Origin of the sequence: Geminicoccus harenae (genome assembly GCF_019800005.1) — a bacterium.
GTDB lineage: Bacteria > Pseudomonadota > Alphaproteobacteria > Geminicoccales > Geminicoccaceae > Geminicoccus > Geminicoccus harenae.
The window spans coordinates 22,132-39,170 of sequence record NZ_JABGCL010000035.1 but is presented as its reverse complement, the minus strand read 5'-3'; the positions used below and the strand labels follow the sequence as shown (position 1 = coordinate 39,170).

Genomic DNA, 17,039 nt, shown 5'->3' with positions numbered 1-17,039 from the left:
CCAGCGTCACCGACAGATGCTCCAGCTCCAGTTCCGGTGTCCGCACCCGGCGGCCGCGGAACGGGGTGACGGTGGCGTCGCGAGGCTGATCCGGGCTCACGCGGGAGTAGCCGACGAGCTCACGCATCTTGCGCAGGGAGATAGCCATCTGTCTGGTTCCTATGCTTGCCGACTACAGCGTTTCAAGTTGCCGAGCGGCCAACCGCCGGGTGTTGCTCTGATAAATCACCGGGAAACGTCGTATTCAAATGATTTATTTTCCAGATTTACTTCATTTTTCCGCGAAAAATTCAGAAGTAAATCTTTGTGACGACTAGAAGATCTGCGAATGATGTTGTTCATATCGCCAGATCTGCGCCAGAAGTGCCGAGTTCTTCGACCCGGTGCGACCCGGTCGGGCTTGCAACTGGAGCGCACGACCAACGGGAGTCCAAGACCGGTGAAGTAGTTCTGCGACGCACTACCTTCATCTGCGTGCAGCCATTTGGTTACCTATCAGGTTACGTGATAGTTCATTAAATTTCATCCACTTTTTGATTGTATGACGCCGGGTGGAATGGAAGACCAATCATTAACTCCAGATGAACGTGGATGTTGCTCTTAGGCTCGTCCCAGCACCGCTGCGTTTGATGGATGAATAACTGCCGACGCCAGCAATGCTGATGCAAATGTCCGGGCGAGTCCTGGACAAACTCAAGTACAAGCGCTGGCATTGGTCATGATCATCTCCGGCTACTTTCCTCATCCTGCTCTCTCGCGCCTCTGCTGACCGGCCTACTGCAGCGGTAGGATAGGCCAAAACAACTTGCGGGAGAATGTCTCGTAACTACAGTCGACAAAAGAGGATTGGCAGGCCGCGCAGCTCCTTGCTGGCGAGGTCCAACTAGCCAAAAGGTCGCAGCCTGACGACCCTCTCGCTGCCGTGACCCCGTCTGCCGCGGCCGCCTGTCCGGCGCGCAAGATAGAACATGCCTCTGCGGGCGGGCTGGCCCTGGCCCCGCCAGAGATACCGCCCGGCCGTCCGTCATCGAGGGCAGGAAGGATTCCTGCATGAACCGGAAACCAATGAGAATGTCTGCTGCTGAACTGCCGACCTTCTTGCGTGAATTTGAATCATTCTGACAGCCTTTAGTCCGCACAGAAAATCTCCCCATCTATACATTGGAAGTCTCTGGATGATTGGCATCTCTTCAAGAAATGCGAGCTTTCAGCGCACCATGCTTGCCTTGCGGACCGTCCGGCTGATACTTCCGGCGGTCATCCGGGTCTGCGAAGGCGCCGGGCGATTGAACCGAGAGCTGAACGATCGGCGGTAGCCAGGTGCCTGAACGCCTCGCAAGTACACAGATTCTCTCGACGCCGGGAGCAGAGCCGGCTGCCCGCTTGCTCGCCGCCATCGGCGTCCTGACGCTGCTGGCGGCACTGGCGACGGCCTGGCTGGCCGGGCCGGGCAGTGCTGCGGTGCTGCTGAACCCGATCAGCGCCGTCCTGCTGGTCGGGCTGCTGTCGTGCAGCCGGGCCGCCCTTCCGGCCATGGCTGGGCTCGGCCTGGCCGCGACCCTGGCCGGGCTGCTGCTGGCGGGCCAAGCATTCCGGCCGGCCCTGGAAGCCTCGCTGCTGCATCTGGTGGAGGCCGGGCTGGCCGCCGCCATCCTCCGGCACGGCAACCGCGCGCGGATCGAGCAGCCGGCCGGCTCCCTGTGGTTCGGCGGCGTGACCCTGCTGGTGCCCGCCCTCACCACGCTGGCGGCCATGGCCCTGGGCCATGCCCAGGGGCAGCCGCCCGACCTCCTGGCCGCCGGCAGTGCCTATGCCGCCCGCGCGCTGGGCCTGCTCGTGCTGGTGCCGCTGGTGCTGGCCAGAGGCCTGCCTGGCTGGCGCCTGGGCCTGGCGATCCTGGCCGTGCTGCTGCTGACCGCTGCCGCCCTGAGCTGGGCTGCCGCCATCCCGCCTTTGTTCCCCTATCTGCCGATCCTGGCCCTGCCCTGCCTGATGCTGGCAGCCCTCCAGCTGGGCCTGCGTCCCGGCCTCCTCCTGACCTTGGCCACGGCCGCAGCCATGGCTGCCGTGCTCGTGATCCGGGAGCTGGGCGGTGCTCCCGTTCCGGCCGGGACGGTGCTTGCCTGGCAGGCCTTCCTGCTGGCGGCCGCCCTGACCGTGCTGGCGGCAGGGGTCGCCCACGCGGAGCGCACCCGCCTGCTGGCCGATCTGCGCATCGCGCGGCAGATCGCCGACGAGGCGCGCGGCGCCAAGGTCAACTTCCTGTCCGCGATGGGCCACGAGTTCCGCACCCCGATCACCGCGGTGCTGGGCATGGTCGACCTGCTCGGCCAGTCGGACCTGCCGGCGGGCGAGAAGACCTATCTGGAAACGATCCGCACGTCCGGCCGCCACCTCCTGGCGATCGTCAACGACCTGCTCGACTTCTCCCGCAGCGAGGCCGGCCGGCTCCAGGTCGACAATCTCGAGTTCTCGCTGCGCGAGGTGCTGGACCAGACCCGCGCCTTCCTGACCCCCCAGGCCAGCGAGCTCGGCCTCGAGTTCCACTTCGACGTCGACGAGCAGCTCCCGGCAGTGGTCCGCGGCGATCCGCGCCGGCTGCGCCAGGTCCTGCTCAACCTCACCGGCAACGCCCTGAAGTTCACCAATCGCGGCAGCGTGACCGTGCAGGTGCGGCACACGGTGGCGGACGGGGCCGCGCGGCTCAGGGTCGACATCACCGACACCGGCATCGGCATGGCGCCGGAGAAGGTGGCCCGGCTGTTCCGCTCGTTCGACCTGGACGGCACGCCCACCCGACGCAGCCATGGCGGCATCGGCCTGGGTCTGGCGATCAGCAAGCGGCTGATCGAGGCCATGGGCGGCGAGATCGGGGTGGAGAGCACCCAGGGCGTCGGCAGCCGGTTCTGGTTCGAGGTGACGCTGCCCCTGGGCTCGGCACCCAACCCGGTCCTGCTGAACGCCAGCGACCTCCCGCCCCTGCGCGTGCTGGTGGTCGACGATGGCGCCGTCAACCGCAAGCTGCTGCTGCAGATGCTGAGCCGCTACGGCCACCAGGTGACCTCGGCCCGCAATGGCGTCGAGGCGGTCGAGATGGTGGTGCGCGGCCGGTTCGACGTCGTGCTGATGGACATCCAGATGCCGGTGATGGACGGCATCGAGGCGACCCGGCTGATCCGGGAACTGCCGGCACCGCGCAACGCCACGCCCATCATCGGGATCACCGCCAGCATCATGCCGGAAGAGTACCAGCGCTGCCTGGACGTCGGCATGAACCGCATCCTGGTCAAGCCGCTGGACTGGGAGCAGCTGTTCGCGGTGATGGCCGAGCATGCCGACCTGGACGAGGCCGAGGCCTGATCGCCCGGCCGCGGCGGGGGGCCTGCCTTTCCCGCGGCGCACCGCACTGGCCCTGGGCGGTACCGGGCTCATGCTGCTGGCCAGTCGAGCCATGGCTGCCGTCCCGGCCGACGACCGGCTGCGGATCGACCGGCTCATCGCCCTGATGACGATCGAGGAGAAGGCCGGCCAGCTCACCCTGCTGGCCGACCCGTTCCGCTGGCGCCCCACCGGCGTCAATCCCGGCGACGCGGACGACCTGAACACGGATCAGGCAAGAATCGCCCGAATGATCCGGGCAGGCGGGCTAGGTGCGCTGTTCAACGGCGTCGGCGCTGCCGCGGGCCGGAGCCTGCAGCGCTTGGCGGTCGAGGAAAGCCGGCTGGGCATCCCGCTCCTGTTCGCCGCCGACATCATCCACGGCCTGCACACGATCTTCCCGGTGCCGCTCGCCGAGGCGGCGAGCTGGGATCCGGAGCTGGCCCGCCAAACCGCCCGCGCCGCCGCCCGCGAGGCCGCCGCCAGCGGCATCCACCAGACCTTCGCGCCCATGGTCGATATCGGCCGCGACCAGCGCTGGGGCCGGGTGGTCGAGGGGGCCGGCGAGGACGTCCTGCTGGGCCGGCTGTTCGCCGACGCCCGGGTCCGCGGCTTCCAGGGCGACGACCTGACCAGGCCCGACGCGCTGCTGGCCACGCCCAAACACTTTGCCGCCTATGGCGCCGCCGAGGCCGGGCTCGACTATGCGGGCGTGGAGATCTCGCTGCCGACCCTGCACGAGGTCTACCTGCCGCCCTTCGAGACCGCATTCGCCGCCGGCGCCGGTGCCGTGATGAGCGCCTTCCACGAGCTGAACGGCGTGCCCGCCACCGGCAATGGCTGGCTGCTCACCGACCTGTTGCGCCGCCGGCTGGGCTTTGCCGGCTTCGTCGTCGCCGACTACACCGCCGATGCCGAGTTGGTGGCGCACGGCGTTGCCGAGGACGAGCGCGACGCCGCCCGGATCGCGTTCCTGGCCGGCGTCGAGATGTCGATGCAGAGCGGCCTTTATCTCCGCCACCTGCCGGACCTGGTCGCCGCAGGCGAAGTGCCGCTCGCCCTGGTCGACGCGGCGGTGCGCCGGGTCCTGGCGGCCAAGGCGGCACTCGGCCTGTTCGCCGACCCCTATCGCGGCACCGACCCGGAGAGGGAGCGGCTGGTCCTGGCCGATCCGGCGACACTGGCGCTGGCACGCCAAGCTGCCCGCCGCTCGGCCGTACTGCTGAAGAACGAAGGCAATCTCCTGCCCCTGCCGAGGGCAGGCCAGCGCATCGCCCTGATCGGCCCATTCGGCGACGACCCTGCCAACCTGTTCGGCCCCTGGTCGATCTTCGCCGACCCGGAACGCGCGGTGACGGTGGCCCAGGGGCTGCGGGCGGCCATGGCCGACCCTGCCCTGCTCCTGGTCGAGCCGGGCTCCGACGTGGAGGCGCCGATCCAGGCCGGCATCGACCGGGCGGTGGCAGCGGCGGACGCCGCCGATCTCGTCATCCTCGCGATCGGCGAATCCGCCGCCATGTCGGCCGAGGCGCAGTCGCGCGTCGAGATCGTGGTGCCGCCCGCCCAGCAGGACCTAGCCGAAGCGGTGGCGGCCACCGGCCGGCCGGTCGTCGTGCTGCTCAAGACCGGCCGCGCCCTGGCCCTGTCCGGTGCGGTCCTGGACGCCCGGGCGATCCTGGTCACCTGGTTCCTGGGCTCGGAGGAGGGCCATGCGGTGGCGGACCTCCTGTTCGGCGATCATGCACCCTCCGGGCGCCTGCCGGTGAGCTTCCCGCGCTTCTCCGGCCAGCAGCCCTTCTACTACAGCCGCAAGCCTACCGGCCGGCCGGAGCGCCCGGGCGACAGTGCCTTCAAGGCGCGCTTCCGGGAGACGCCGAACCGGGCGCGCTTTCCGTTCGGCCATGGCCTGACCTATGGGCGGGTGCGCTACGAGGACCTGCGGGTCGAGCCGGCGCATCTACCCTGGGACGGCACGCTCACCGTCACCGCCACGCTGCGCAACCTGGGCAACCGGCCGGCCGAGGAGGTGGCGCAGCTCTATGTCCGCGACCGGGTGGCGAAGCTGACCCGGCCGGTCCGGCTGCTCAAGGCATTCAGCCGCGCGACGGTGCCAGCCAGTGGAACGGCCGAGATCCGCTTCACCCTGCGCCGCCAGGATCTCGAATATGTCGGCCCGGACCTCCTGCCCACCGTCGAACCCGGCCTGTTCGACCTCTGGGTGGCGCCGGACGCGGAGAGCGGCCTTCAGGCCCGCTTCGAGCTGCTGGCCTGAAGGCGGCTACTGCGCGAGGAAGCCGCCATCCACCGGCAGGGTGTGCCCGGTCACCATCGCAGCCGCCGGGCTCGCCAGGTAGAGCACGGCGCTCGCCACCTCCTCCGGCTCCGCGATCCTTCCCAGCGGCGTGCGCTCCTCGATCTTCCGCATCACCTCGTCCTGCGCGAGCAGGGCCTGGATGAACGGCGTGCGCACATAGGTGGGCGCCACCGCGTTCACCCGGATCCGGTGCGGCACCCACTCGATCGCCAGCGCCCGGGTCATGTTGACCACTGCCCCCTTGGTGGTCTGGTAGGACACGTTCGGATAGATCCCGCCGGACAGCCCCATGATCGAGGCGATGTTGACCACCGCCCCGCCCTTGCCCGCCGCGATCATGTGCCTGGCCGCCTCCCGGGCGCAGGTAAAGCTGCCGGTCATGTTGACCGAGACCACCTTGTCCCAGTCGGCCAGGTCCAGCTCCACCGCCGGCTGGCGGATGGCGATGCCGGCGCAGTTGACCAGGATGTCGATGCCCTGCCGCCCGGCGATCCCCGCAAAGGTCCGTGCAACCGCCGCCGCATCGGCCACGTCGCAGGCCAATGCCGTGATCCCCTCGCCCAGCGACTCGGCCGGCACCTGCCGGTCCAGCACGGTGACAACGGCCCCGGCTGCCGCGAGCAGGCGGGCAGAGGCCAGCCCAATCCCGCTGGCCCCGCCGGTCACCACGGCGCCCTGGCCGTCCAGGCGGAACAGTTGCTCGATCGGGGATGGCATGGCGGCGCTCGTCCAGGAAAGGTGAAAGACCTTGCCCGGGCTCTAGCGCCGGCCAGGCCAGCCCGCCAGCCCGGGTTCAGAAACCCAGCGCCATGCCGTCCTTGCGCGGGTCCGAGCCGCCCCAGAGCGTGCCGGTCGCCTGATCGATCCAGATTGCCTGGGCCCCACCGATCGGCGAGCCGGCGATCTGGACCTTGTGGCCGAGTGCGGTGAGCCGCTCCAGCGTCGCCGTATCGACTGTGGGCTCCACCTCCAGCACACCGTCGAACGAGAAGGCACGCGGCGCGTCGATGGCTTCCTGCACGTCCAGGCCCTGGTCCAGCATGCCGGACAAAAAGGCGGCATGGCCGGCTGCCTGGTAATGGCCGCCCATCACCCCGAACGGCATCACCGTCCGGCCAGCCTTGCGCAGCATGCCCGGGATGATCGTGTGCATCGGCCGCTTCATGGGCGCGATCGCGTTGGGATGGCCCTCGGCCAGCCGGAACGAGGCGCCGCGGCTGTGCAGCAGCACCCCGCTCACAGGATCCAGCCGGGTCGAGCCGAAGGCGTGGAAGATCGAATTGATGAACGAGATCGCGTTGCCGTCGCGGTCGACTACGCAGAGATAGATCGTGTCCTGGTGCTCGGGCTCGTGCCAGAGCGTGGCCATACCCGCCCGCTCGCGCGACAGGCGCCGGCGCAGGATGGCGGTGGTCTCGTCCGAGAGCAGGGTCTCGACCGGATGGGGCAGATGCGCCGGGTCCGCGACGAGTGCATCACGGTGGTGGTAGGCGAGCTTGGTGGCCTCGGCATGGAGGTGGATCCGCTCGGCGAGCGGCATCGAGGCCGGCAGCTCGAACCCGTCCAGGATGTTCAGGATCATCAGCGCCGCCACACCCTGGCCGTTGGGCGGGCATTCCACCACCTCATAGCCGCGATAGTTCGTCGAGATCGGCGTGCAGTAGATGGCGCTGTCCATCCCGGCCGCGAAATCGTCCAGCGTATGGAGGCCGCCCAGCGCGCGCAGCCGCGCCACCATCGATTCGGCCACCGCTCCCGTATAGAAGGCTTTGGCCCCATGCCTGGCGATCTCGCGCAGCCGGGCACCGAGCTTCGGCTGGGCATGGGTCTCGCCCACCCGCGGCGCCCGCCCGTCCCTCAGCAATACCTCCGCCGCCCCCTCGTCCTTGGCCAGGAGCTCCGCCTGCCGCGCCCAGTCATGGGCCACGCGCGGGCTGACCGGGTAGCCGTTCTCGGCATAATGGATGGCGTCGCGGAACAGCCGGTCGAGCGGCAGGCTGCCATGGTCGCCGTGCAGCTTCATCCAGGCGGAGATCGCGCCCGGCACTGTCACCGCGTGCGGGCTGGTCTGGGCGATCTCGGTCAGGCCCAGTTCCCGGAGCCTGGCCACGGTCGCCGCTTCCGGTGCCCGGCCGCTGCCGTTGATCGCCACCACCTCGCCGCCGGCCGGCGCATAGAGCGCGAAGCAGTCGCCGCCGATCCCCGTCATGTGGGTGTCGACCACCGCCTGCACCGCGACCGCCGCCAGCGCCGCGTCGACCGCATTGCCGCCCTCGCGCAGGACCTGGAGCCCCGCCGAGGTCGAGAGCGGGTGCGAGGTCGCGATCGCCGCGTTCGGCGCCACCATCGGGCTGCGGCCGGGGCGGAACAGGTCTCTCATGCTGCGGGTCCTCTGGCGGATGACGGTGGCGTTCCGCCCGAGCGGCGGCGCCGAAGGCTGGGTGACGGCCGGGGTCAGGCCAGCGGCTGCCGGGGCGCATTTCAGCCGACCGGCATCGGATCGGCCAGAGGGCAAATGCTCCCGTCAGCGCCCAGGCAGTTCCGGGAGCCGGAGCCGGCCGTCGGGAGCACGGATGTCGCGCAGCACGGCCAGTTCGATGGCAGCACCGCGCGCGAGATCATAGGTCATGCGCACCGCCAGGTCTGGCCGGCAGGGGCCGATCCCGGACTCCCACCGGGTGCAGCCTGGCAGATAGGTGCGCAGGACATCGAGGCGCTGCGGATCCAGCTTCGTTCCATGGGCGAGCGGCAGCGGCCCGAGCTGCCCGCCCCCTCCCTGCCCGTCCAGGTGATCCTGCGCGACCTTGGCGAATTGCTCCATCACCGCGTCCGGCAGGCGTGGCGCCAGCCGCGGGCTCCTCGCCGGAATGGTGTCGGCCGAAAGGTCGGCCGCGAGGAGATAGCTGATCTCGTCCCGCCGCCCCTCTTCGAGCCGGTCCTCGAAGGTGAGGATGTCCGGCATGGCGGAAGCTCCGCTCTCCGGCTCCTCCAATATCCGGAAGCGGAGATAGTCGGGCATCGTGGCCCCGCTGGGCATCTCCTGCGCGAACGCGCACACGCAGCCGGCCAGGCGATCCAGTGCCGGCTGCTGGTCCGCCACCGCCATGGCCAGTTCGCCGACCAGCCGGTCGTTCGCCGGCGGCTCACCCTCGACCGCCAGCGCCACCACCCCGCAGCCGCGAAACGCCCGGTCCAGCGCCTTCAGCCGCGTGCCGGCCGCCATGCCGACCGCATAGGCCTGGCGCAGCCGCTCCTCGCAGCGTGTGCCGGGCCGGCATTGCGCAGGGTCGCGGTCCACGTCGAAGGCGATGCGGGTGACCGGATCGCCCTTGCGCGCCAGCACGACCTGGTAATGGTCCTTCTGCAGCCGGGTGTCGGGGAGTTCGAGCTCCCCCGGATAGACCGCCTCCGCGAGCGCCAGCGCGGCCTCCACCGAACCGTCGCGATCGCCGCAGTCGGCCAGCGTGGCCAGGACCAGCAGCAGCATCGGGAGCCTCGCCGGCGGCATCCCGGCACCATGACCGAGCCCATGCTGCCGCCGAACAGGTTGGGCACCAGCTTTCGACCCTTCCGTCCGGCAAATGGCGGACGGAGGGGCGATCATGAGCAGTAGGGCGGACAGTAAGGTCCGGCCAGCATTCATGAATTCGGACATCTCCCGGTGGGCAAGGCAAGTCGCGCAACACAATGGCGGCACCGGTCATACCTGCCGGCTTTCTGGAATCTCCTGCCGATTTCCTGTACCGGCCCTGATGAACCTGGCGCGGGCCAGGGCGGATGACCAGCCTGGCACCGCACGATCGCGCAGGGCATCAGCAACCCCAAGGGTCATCGTCCATGAGAACCACCCGTTCCATCGCCGCCCTGGTGGCCCTGGCCATGGTCGCGGGCTGGCCGGCGACCATTCCTGCAACCCCTGCGCGTCCCGCACCCGTGTCCAGCGAGCTCATGGACCAGACGCCCGCGGACCTGATCGCGGCCGCCAAAACCCTGCATCCCGCGGCCCTGTACGTGCTGGCCGCGAAGCTGCTCCAGAGCGGCCAGAACGACGACGCCGTTTTCTGGTTCTATGTCGGGCAACTGCGCTACCGCTTCATGCTCGCGACCCTGGAGGGGCAGGAGCGGTCGGATGCCGGGATCCTGTTCAGCGCGCTCTCGGAGAATGTCGGCCGCCCGATCAACGAATGGGCCTTCGGCGATGTCGACGCGGCGGTGGCGACAATCGACGCCGTGCTGGCCTGGGATGCCGCGCACGACAATCCCGTCACATCCAAGACCGACCATCCGGCCGAGCTGGCCGAGGTCCGGGCCGGGCTCAAGACCCTGCGCGACCGGATGGTCAGGAAGAAGGACCATATCCGCACGCAGCGGACCAGGAACGGCCTGCCCAACCGGTGACGTCCAGGCGGTGCACACACCACCCCGTAGCACGACCGCTGGCTCGGCTGCCCCGACTAGGCACGAGCACGAACTGCCTGGGCCTTGACTACGTATCCCCCTTCGCCCGAACCTGAAGTCTGGCCTGAACGTCCGGAAACGACGGAGGTCAGATGGCGCAGGAGGAAGATGGTTCGCCGCTCGAGCCGATCATCGCCGGGCCGGACGGACCCGCCATCGCGGCGGCAGGAACATCGCTGGTGGTGCGCGAGTGGACGGACTCCGGTCCCTCCTACCTGCACATCCATCATGCGGATGACGAGGCGTGGCATGTGCTGGAGGGCTCGCTGCGCTTCCGCCTGCCGGACCGGGAGTTCGACGCCCCTGCGGGAACCACGGTCTTCGTGCCCGCCGGCCTGCCGCACACCTACCGGGTCACGGAACCGAGCCGCTACCTGATCTTCCTGACGCCGCGGCTCGACCGCCTGATCGCGCGGCTGCGCAGCCTGCCCAATGGCGCCGACCCGCGCCCCACGCTCGCCGAGTTCGACACGGTGCGAGTGGACTAGCACTGCCCCGGCAGGCGGAAGGCGGCGCTGACACCATGGCCGGCATCGGCGGCTACACGACCGAAGCGAGCGCCGGCCGGCCTCAGTAGTTGACTGCGACCTGATCGCCCGGATGCGGCCGCTCGCCCGTGGTCACCGCCTTCACATAGCCATAGGCGTGCAGCATCATGCTGGAAGGCGCATCCCAATATTCCGCGCAGTCGACCGTCACCTTGAGCAGCGCGATCGAAGGGTCGGCCGGTCCCTTCGGGAACCAGACCCGCAGGAATTCCGACCAGAGGTCCTTCACCTTGGCAGGGTCGTGCAGGATCTCGGCACGGCCGGAAATCGACACGTAGTTCTGCTTGCGCTCGTCCGAATAGGTGATCGCCACGTCCGGGATGGCCTGGAGTTCCGTGACCATCTCGGCGCTCTTGTCGGTCATGAACCAGAGATGGCCGTCGAACTCGGCTTCGATCGTGCCCATCGGCCGGCTGTGCATCGACCTGTCGGCATGCCTGGTGGTCAGCATGGCGATCCGGGCGTCCTTGATCAGCTCGACCAGCTTGTCCTTGGCCGCCTTGTCGTTCCGCACTTCCATCGGCACCGCCCCTCTCGAGTTCGCCTGAGCTAAAGCGATGGCCGGACCCGCAGTTCCGCTTGCCCCATCCTACCACGAGGTGAACCCGGGCAGCGGTGACCGGGATCACCCGCCCGCGTGATCCCCGGCACAAAGGCTTCGGCGCGTTCCCACTATGATCCTTCGCCATGAAACGCCCGCATGACCCGGGCCTGGGAGATCCATCATGTACCTCGATGCCGAACGGGCCAGTTCCCGGCCGCTCCGGCGCACGGTCGCCAGCCGCTTCGGGCAGCTCAAGGAATGGGTGTCCGCCCATCTGGCCGAGCGCCGGCTGCAGCAGGCCATCATCTCGCTGAACGACCAGGATGATTTCGTGCTGCTCGACCTGGGCATCCGCCGCGACCAGATCGCCGACGTGGTGCGGCATGGCCGGCCCGCTCATCGTGTCCACGCCCTCCGCCCGGAGCGGGACTGACGACCCGATCTTGCCTTGTCGCCTGCGCCGGCTGATGGTCCGGCCGCGGACGAGGGAGCGGGCGATGGCATCGGGCGTCACGATCCTGGACGGCGGCATGGGCCGCGAGCTCCTGCGCATGGGCGCACCCTTCCGCCAGCCGGAATGGTCGGCCCTGGCGCTGATCGAGGCGCCAGAGCTGGTCGGCCGGGCGCATCGCGCCTTCCTGGATGCCGGTGCGCAGATCGTCACGACCAACAGCTATGCGCTGGTCCCCTTCCATATCGGCCCCGAACGCTTTGTCGTGCAGGGCCAGGCCCTGGCCGAGCTGGCCGGCCGGATCGCCCGCGCGGCCGCGGACGAACATGGCGGCGGAGCGAGCGTCGCCGGCTCGCTGCCCCCGCTGTTCGGCTCCTACCGCCCGGACCTGTTCGATCCCGAGGCGGCACCCGACCTGCTCCGCACGCTGGTGGCGGGCCTGTCGCCCCATGTCGATCTCTGGCTGGGCGAGACCCTGAGCGCCACGGCGGAGGCCGCGGTGATCCGCCAGGTGCTGGGCAGCGACCGCCGCCCGCTCTGGCTGTCCTTCACCCTGGCCGACGAGCTGACCGACGGCCGTGCCCGGCGGCCGCACGGGCGAGCATGTCGCCCGTGCGGCCGCCGAGGCCCGCGCCCTCGGCGCTGCCGCCCTCCTGTTCAACTGCAGCCCGCCCGAGGTCATGGCGGAAGCGATCGCCGAGGCGGCCACCGCACTCGCCGGCAGCCGCATGCGCCTGGGCGCCTATGCCAACGCCTTCGCCGCAACCGGCCGCAGCGCCGCCAACGCCGGCCTCAGCCCGCTGCGTACCGACACCGGACCCGCCCGCTATCTGGAGCTGGCGCGGAGCTGGACCGCGTCCGGCGCCAGCGTGATCGGCGGCTGCTGCGGCATCGGCCCGGAGCATATCCGCGAGCTGGCGGCGAGCTTGGGCTAGAAGGCAGGGACAAGCCCTGCCGCCTCCCTGGTCGATGTCATCCTCCGCGGAGGCGGGGGATCAACTGCAACACGACGGCTGCCTGCGGTTGCCCTCTGCGCAGGATCGGTCATGCCGCAGCCAGCGTGCGGCAGTGGATCCCCCGGACGAGCCGAGGGATGACAGAAGGGGAAAACCTGCCGGCCCATTACCCCTGCCGTCGTCACATCTTCTTGTAGAGCTTGGTGGCGATCTCAGGCGTAGCGCGAGAGCGCCAGGTCCGCCGTATCGATGTCGGGTCGCCGTCCGGAAATCTGGTCGGCGATCACCCTCGCCGAGCCACAGGCCATGGTCCAGCCGAGCGTGCCATGGCCGGTGTTGAGCCAAAGATTGCCGTAGCGCGCCTTGCCGATCACCGGGGTGCTGTCCGGGGTCATCGGCCGGAGTCCGCACCAGAAGCTGGCCTTGCCGTAGTCGGCGCCGGCCGGGAACAGGTCGCCCACCGAATTCTCCAGCGTGGCGCGGCGGCCCGGCCGCAGCGCCAGGTCGAACCCCGTGACCTCGGCGGTGCCGCCGACCCGGATCCGGTTGCCCAGCCGGGTGATCGCGACCTTGTAGGTCTCGTCCATCACCGTCGATTCCGGCGCGCCGGACGGGTCGGTGATCTCGGCGGTGAGCGAGTAGCCCTTCACCGGATAGACCGGCAGGTGGACGCCGTGGCGGCGCAGGAGGAAGGGCGAGTAGCTGCCGAGCGCCAGCACATAGGCATCGCCGCTGACCCGTCCCTGAGGGGTGCGGACGCCCACCACCTGGCGGCCATCCGCCTCGATGCCCTCGATCGCGGTATTGTAGCGGAACTCGACCCCGCGCGCGGCCGCCATCTCGGCCAGCTTCGTCGTGAACATCTGGCAGTCGCCGGTTTCGTCGCCCGGCAGGCGCAGCCCGCCCACATACTTGCCCTGCACCCTGGCCAGCGCCGGCTCCGCACGGATGCAGCCCGCCACGTCCAGCACCTCGTAGGGCACGCCCGCATCCTGCAGCGCGATCACGTCGTCGCCGATGCTGTCCAGGAGCTGCTGGGTACGAAACAGCTGCAGCGTGCCCTGCATGCGCTCGTCATAGGTGATGCCGGTATCGGCGCGCAGCTGCACCATCACGTCGCGGCTGTACTCCGCGAGCCGCAGCATCCGCCCCTTGTTCAGGAGGTAGCGCTTCTCGGTGCAGTTGCGCAGCATGCCGGCGATCCAGCGCCACATGGCGAGGTCGAGCTTCGGCCGCACCACCAGCGGGCCGTGCTTCATCAGCATCCACTTGATCGCCTTGACCGGCACGGCCGGGCCGGCCCAGGGCGTGGAATAGCCGGGCGACACCTCGCCGGCATTGGCGAAGCTGGTTTCCAGTGCCGGCCCCGGCTGGCGGTCGATCACCACCACCTCGTGGCCCGCCTCCGCCAGCCACCAGGCGCTGGTCACACCGATCACGCCGGCCCCAAGGATGATCACCCGCACCGGAACAGCTCCTCGTCATGTTGCGTTGCGGTAATGTCGGGTCCGGTCACACGCGCCGCAAGCACCATCATGTGGCGGATCCGGGCGGTGTGGCCCAGGTGCCAGACGTGCCGCCGCGTGCTAGCAGGGCGTCTCCACCCTGCCCCGGAAGTTCCGTCTTGTCCCAGCGCCCGCTCCGCCTGCTCGTCGTCGAAGGCAACACGGCCGAGACCTGCGATCGCATTCGCAACATCACCGGCCAGACCATGTCGGACAACTATGCCGAGGTGCTGCGCCGGGCGGCACCGGATGCGACGGTCGACATCTGCTTTCCCGCCTTCCCCGGGGCCAACCTGCCCGATGCCGCCGGGCTGGAGAGCTATGACGGGGTCGCGATCACCGGCTCGGCGCTGAACATCTACGACCGCGGCCCGGCGATCGACCCGCAGATCGAGCTGGCGCGCGCAGTCTATCGCTCGCGCGTGCCGTTCTTCGGCTCCTGCTGGGGCCTGCAGGTGGCGACCGTCGCCGCCGGCGGCGAGGTGCGCAGGAACCCCAAGGGTCGCGAGCTCGGCATCGCCCGCAAGATCACGCTCACCGAGTTCGGCGGGAGCCACAAGATGCATGCCGGCCGGCCGCCGGTCTTCGACGCACCGTGCGTGCATCTGGACGAGGTGGGGATCAGCCCGGACGGGCTGAAGGTCACCGCCTGCAACGAGGTGTCCGACGTCCAGGCCGCCGAGATCCGCCATGAGGGCGGGCTGTTCTGGGGCGTGCAGTACCATCCCGAGTTCAGCCTGCTCGACCTGGCTGCGGTCATGCTCCGCTACGGGCCGGTGCTGTGGCAGGAAGGCTTCTTCCCCGACGAAGCCGCGGCCATGGCCTTCGTCGAGGACCTGAAGGCGGTGCATGCCGATCCCGCCGGCCGCTGGGACCTCGCCTGGCGCTACGGCATCGGCCGCGAGATCACCGACCCGATGCTCCGCCAGAACGAGATCACCAACTGGATCGAGCACTACGTCCAGCCGACCCGCTCGGCGCGCGGGCGGGGCTGAGGGCGGGAGCAGGCGGCACGGCCTCCACTATCCGGCCGGTAGGTCAGCCTATCCAAGGGTTGAGGAGGTCGACCTCCGTATCCTCGAAGTCCCTGATGTTGCGGGTGACGAGAGTCAGCCCATGCACATAGGCAGTAGCCCCGATGAGGGCATCACGTTGCGGATGCGTGCGTATGACGTGCAGATGCGCCGCACGGATCGCGACCGGGATGTCCACGGGTAGGATGCGCCCCTCGAACCTCGCCAGCACCATGTCGTTCAGCCAGCGGCGCAGCACGAGTCCCTGCGCCGGGTCACGTCGGGCGAGCGAGCAGACGCCGAACTCGAGCTCGAGGATGGTGACCGCCGATATGGCAAACTCGCTCACCGGGTGAGCCAGTGCCCATGCCCGCACCCGCGGATCCGCCCTCGCCCGTTCCCGCAGATCCGAGACGACGTTCGTGTCCAGCAGAAACATCAATCCAGGTCGGGCAGCTTGAAGAAATCATCGCTCATGCGCGGCGGCTCGAAGTCGATCTCCAGGTCGCTATCCTGCGCCAGTGCATCCAGAAGGCTCAGCTCGGCACGAGTCAGCTTCCGGTAGTCCTCCATGGTGAGCAGCACGTGGGCCGGCTTGCCGCGGTCGGTGATGAACACCGGCCCGTCCGCAGCGGCACGCTTCGCCTTGCCGACGTCCTGGTTGAACTCGCGGCTGGACAGGGTGGTGATCGCCATCGGCCTCCTCCAAGGGAGATGATGGCGATCAATATAGGCCGAATGTAGGTACGTTGCTACCTCGTCGTTCAGGCCGCCTTCGGCCGCATCAGCACCTTGATCGAGTCCAGCCCGTAGGCGACCTTGATCGCCTCGTCCCACTCCTCCAGCGGGTAGTCGTGGGTGACGATGCCCTTGGAGGTTACCAGCCCGCGGCTGAGCAGGTCGATCGCGATCGGGTAGCAGTACGGGCCCAGATGGGCACCGCGGATGTCCAGCTCCTTGCGGTCGCCGATGATCGACCAGTCCGCCGTGGTGGGCGCCCCGAACACGGAGAACTCCACGAACCGGCCGAGCTTGCGGATCACCTCCAGGCCCTGGGTGACGCCGGACGGCGAACCGGTGGCCTCGATATAGACGTCGCAGCCATAGCCCTCGGTATGGCTGCGCACGATGGCGGCGGCATCCTCGTTCTTCGGGTCGATCGCGACGTCCGCGCCGAACTTCAGCGCCAGCTGGCGGCGCTCCTCGACCATGTCGATCACGATCAGCTTCTTGGGCGTCTTCAGCTTGGCGACCTGGACCATCATCAGCCCGATCGGCCCGGCCCCCGCGATCACCACCACGTCATCCAGCTGGATGTCGCCGCGCTGGACGGTGTGGATCGCACAGGCGAGCGGCTCGATGATCGCCGCGTCCTCCAGCGGCATCTCGCGCGGGATCTTGTGCACCCGCGCGGTGGAACCGAGCTTCATGAACTCGGCCATGCCGCCATCGGCGACCTCCCGCTGGAAGCCGTAGATGTTGTGGACCTCGCACATCCAGTACTGGCCGGAGCGGCAGTAGCGGCACTTGTCGCAGGGCACGATCTGCTCGGCGATCACCGTGTCGCCGACCTCCACCCCGAAATGCTCGGCCGCCTCCTCGCCCATCTCCTCGACATAGCCGAAGAACTCGTGGCCCGGGATCACCGGCGGCTTCACGTAGGGCTGCTTGCCCTCCCAGAACATCGGCGCGCCCGACCAGCACTTGCAGTCGCTGGCGCAGATCCCGCAGGCGCCGATCCGGATCACCATCTCGCGCCGCCCCGGCACCGGCCGGTCGACCTGCTCGACCCGGTAGTCCTTGGGCGCATAGCAGACGATCGCGGTCATGCGGGAGTTGGGGTTCCTGGTCACCGTCGGTTCTCCGGGCCTG

14 protein-coding genes and 1 pseudogene are annotated in these 17,039 nt (G+C 69.0%); 7 read left to right on the top strand and 8 right to left on the bottom strand.

Annotated features, from left to right (window positions below; genetic code table 11):
• The first annotated feature begins 1,383 nt into the window (after positions 1–1,383).
• Both HLA95_RS23055 and HLA95_RS23050 read left to right on the top strand, forming a co-directional pair.
• A complete protein-coding gene (locus HLA95_RS23055; RefSeq protein ID WP_222184652.1) occupies positions 1,384–3,360 on the top strand; it encodes an ATP-binding protein in 1,977 nt (658 codons plus the stop codon).
• Positions 3,332–5,650 carry a glycoside hydrolase family 3 N-terminal domain-containing protein gene (locus tag HLA95_RS23050; RefSeq protein WP_222184650.1) on the top strand — a complete coding sequence of 773 codons (2,319 nt, stop codon included), beginning with the start codon at positions 3,332–3,334 and terminating at the stop codon, positions 5,648–5,650. Before HLA95_RS23055 ends, HLA95_RS23050 begins: the two co-directional genes overlap by 29 nt.
• Positions 5,651–5,656: 6 nt before the next feature.
• Here the strand turns inward: HLA95_RS23050 and HLA95_RS23045 are convergent, their stop codons facing one another.
• From HLA95_RS23045 to HLA95_RS23035, 3 genes are all read right to left on the bottom strand, one after another.
• Complete coding sequence (locus HLA95_RS23045) at positions 5,657–6,409, bottom strand: SDR family NAD(P)-dependent oxidoreductase (RefSeq protein ID WP_191061170.1); 753 nt, start codon at positions 6,407–6,409, stop codon at positions 5,657–5,659.
• A 76-nt stretch (positions 6,410–6,485) separates the two neighbouring features.
• Complete coding sequence (locus tag HLA95_RS23040) at positions 6,486–8,072, bottom strand: gamma-glutamyltransferase family protein (RefSeq protein ID WP_191061171.1); 1,587 nt, start codon at positions 8,070–8,072, stop codon at positions 6,486–6,488.
• Positions 8,073–8,216: 144 nt separating this feature from the next.
• The gene (locus HLA95_RS23035; protein ID WP_222184649.1) at positions 8,217–9,179 is read right to left on the bottom strand and encodes a hypothetical protein; all 963 of its coding nucleotides are present in this window, start codon (positions 9,177–9,179) and stop codon (positions 8,217–8,219) included.
• Between the two features lie 350 nt (positions 9,180–9,529).
• On the opposite strand from HLA95_RS23035, the gene HLA95_RS23030 reads away from it, so the two are divergent.
• Together HLA95_RS23030 and HLA95_RS23025 are read left to right on the top strand one after the other, a co-directional pair.
• A complete protein-coding gene (locus tag HLA95_RS23030; RefSeq protein ID WP_191061514.1) occupies positions 9,530–10,090 on the top strand; it encodes a hypothetical protein in 561 nt (186 codons plus the stop codon).
• Positions 10,091–10,242: 152 nt separating this feature from the next.
• The gene (locus tag HLA95_RS23025; RefSeq protein WP_191061515.1) at positions 10,243–10,638 is read left to right on the top strand and encodes a cupin domain-containing protein; all 396 of its coding nucleotides are present in this window, start codon (positions 10,243–10,245) and stop codon (positions 10,636–10,638) included.
• An 82-nt stretch (positions 10,639–10,720) separates the two neighbouring features.
• Here HLA95_RS23025 and HLA95_RS23020 read toward each other — a convergent pair whose 3' ends face one another.
• On the bottom strand, positions 10,721–11,218 hold the full coding sequence (locus HLA95_RS23020; protein WP_191061516.1) for a pyridoxamine 5'-phosphate oxidase family protein: 498 nt from the start codon (positions 11,216–11,218) through the stop codon (positions 10,721–10,723).
• A gap of 205 nt (positions 11,219–11,423) precedes the next feature.
• On the opposite strand from HLA95_RS23020, the gene HLA95_RS23015 reads away from it, so the two are divergent.
• Both HLA95_RS23015 and HLA95_RS29230 read left to right on the top strand, forming a co-directional pair.
• Complete coding sequence (locus HLA95_RS23015) at positions 11,424–11,675, top strand: hypothetical protein (protein ID WP_191061517.1); 252 nt, start codon at positions 11,424–11,426, stop codon at positions 11,673–11,675.
• Positions 11,676–11,739: 64 nt separating this feature from the next.
• Positions 11,740–12,628 (top strand): annotated as a pseudogene (locus HLA95_RS29230) (homocysteine S-methyltransferase family protein).
• 233 nt (positions 12,629–12,861) lie between these two features.
• Here HLA95_RS29230 and HLA95_RS23005 read toward each other — a convergent pair.
• A complete protein-coding gene (locus HLA95_RS23005; protein ID WP_191058046.1) occupies positions 12,862–14,115 on the bottom strand; it encodes a D-amino acid dehydrogenase in 1,254 nt (417 codons plus the stop codon).
• 158 nt (positions 14,116–14,273) lie between these two features.
• Here HLA95_RS23005 and HLA95_RS23000 point away from each other — a divergent pair, with 158 nt between their 5' ends.
• Complete coding sequence (locus HLA95_RS23000) at positions 14,274–15,149, top strand: type 1 glutamine amidotransferase (RefSeq protein ID WP_222184648.1); 876 nt, start codon at positions 14,274–14,276, stop codon at positions 15,147–15,149.
• A 43-nt stretch (positions 15,150–15,192) separates the two neighbouring features.
• Here the strand turns inward: HLA95_RS23000 and HLA95_RS22995 are convergent, their stop codons facing one another.
• The 3 genes from HLA95_RS22995 to HLA95_RS22985 all read right to left on the bottom strand — a co-directional run bounded on the left by HLA95_RS22995 (position 15,193) and on the right by HLA95_RS22985 (position 16,996).
• Entirely contained in the window at positions 15,193–15,606 is a 414-nt protein-coding gene (locus tag HLA95_RS22995; RefSeq protein ID WP_191058048.1) for a type II toxin-antitoxin system VapC family toxin, read from the bottom strand.
• Positions 15,606–15,863, bottom strand: coding sequence for a type II toxin-antitoxin system Phd/YefM family antitoxin (locus tag HLA95_RS22990; RefSeq protein ID WP_191058049.1), 258 nt, complete (start codon positions 15,861–15,863; stop codon positions 15,606–15,608). Before HLA95_RS22990 ends, HLA95_RS22995 begins: the two co-directional genes overlap by 1 nt.
• Before the next feature lie 68 nt (positions 15,864–15,931).
• The gene (locus HLA95_RS22985; protein ID WP_191058060.1) at positions 15,932–16,996 is read right to left on the bottom strand and encodes a zinc-binding dehydrogenase; all 1,065 of its coding nucleotides are present in this window, start codon (positions 16,994–16,996) and stop codon (positions 15,932–15,934) included.
• Positions 16,997–17,039: the final 43 nt, after the last annotated feature.

Excerpts from the sequence above, each read along its gene's own strand:
- HLA95_RS23050 (WP_222184650.1), top strand. The coding sequence starts at position 3,332 with ATGCCGACCTGGACGAGGCCGAGGCCTGATCGCCCGGCCGCGGCGGGG.
- HLA95_RS22995 (WP_191058048.1), bottom strand. The coding sequence starts at position 15,606 with ATGTTTCTGCTGGACACGAACGTCGTCTCGGATCTGCGGGAACGGGCG.
- HLA95_RS23040 (WP_191061171.1), bottom strand. The coding sequence starts at position 8,072 with ATGAGAGACCTGTTCCGCCCCGGCCGCAGCCCGATGGTGGCGCCGAAC.
- HLA95_RS23015 (WP_191061517.1), top strand. The coding sequence starts at position 11,424 with ATGTACCTCGATGCCGAACGGGCCAGTTCCCGGCCGCTCCGGCGCACG.
- HLA95_RS23025 (WP_191061515.1), top strand. The coding sequence starts at position 10,243 with ATGGCGCAGGAGGAAGATGGTTCGCCGCTCGAGCCGATCATCGCCGGG.
- HLA95_RS23020 (WP_191061516.1), bottom strand. The coding sequence starts at position 11,218 with ATGGAAGTGCGGAACGACAAGGCGGCCAAGGACAAGCTGGTCGAGCTG.
- HLA95_RS23035 (WP_222184649.1), bottom strand. The coding sequence starts at position 9,179 with ATGCTGCTGCTGGTCCTGGCCACGCTGGCCGACTGCGGCGATCGCGAC.
- HLA95_RS23045 (WP_191061170.1), bottom strand. The coding sequence starts at position 6,409 with ATGCCATCCCCGATCGAGCAACTGTTCCGCCTGGACGGCCAGGGCGCC.
- HLA95_RS23030 (WP_191061514.1), top strand. The coding sequence starts at position 9,530 with ATGAGAACCACCCGTTCCATCGCCGCCCTGGTGGCCCTGGCCATGGTC.
- HLA95_RS22990 (WP_191058049.1), bottom strand. The coding sequence starts at position 15,863 with ATGGCGATCACCACCCTGTCCAGCCGCGAGTTCAACCAGGACGTCGGC.
- HLA95_RS22985 (WP_191058060.1), bottom strand. The coding sequence starts at position 16,996 with ATGACCGCGATCGTCTGCTATGCGCCCAAGGACTACCGGGTCGAGCAG.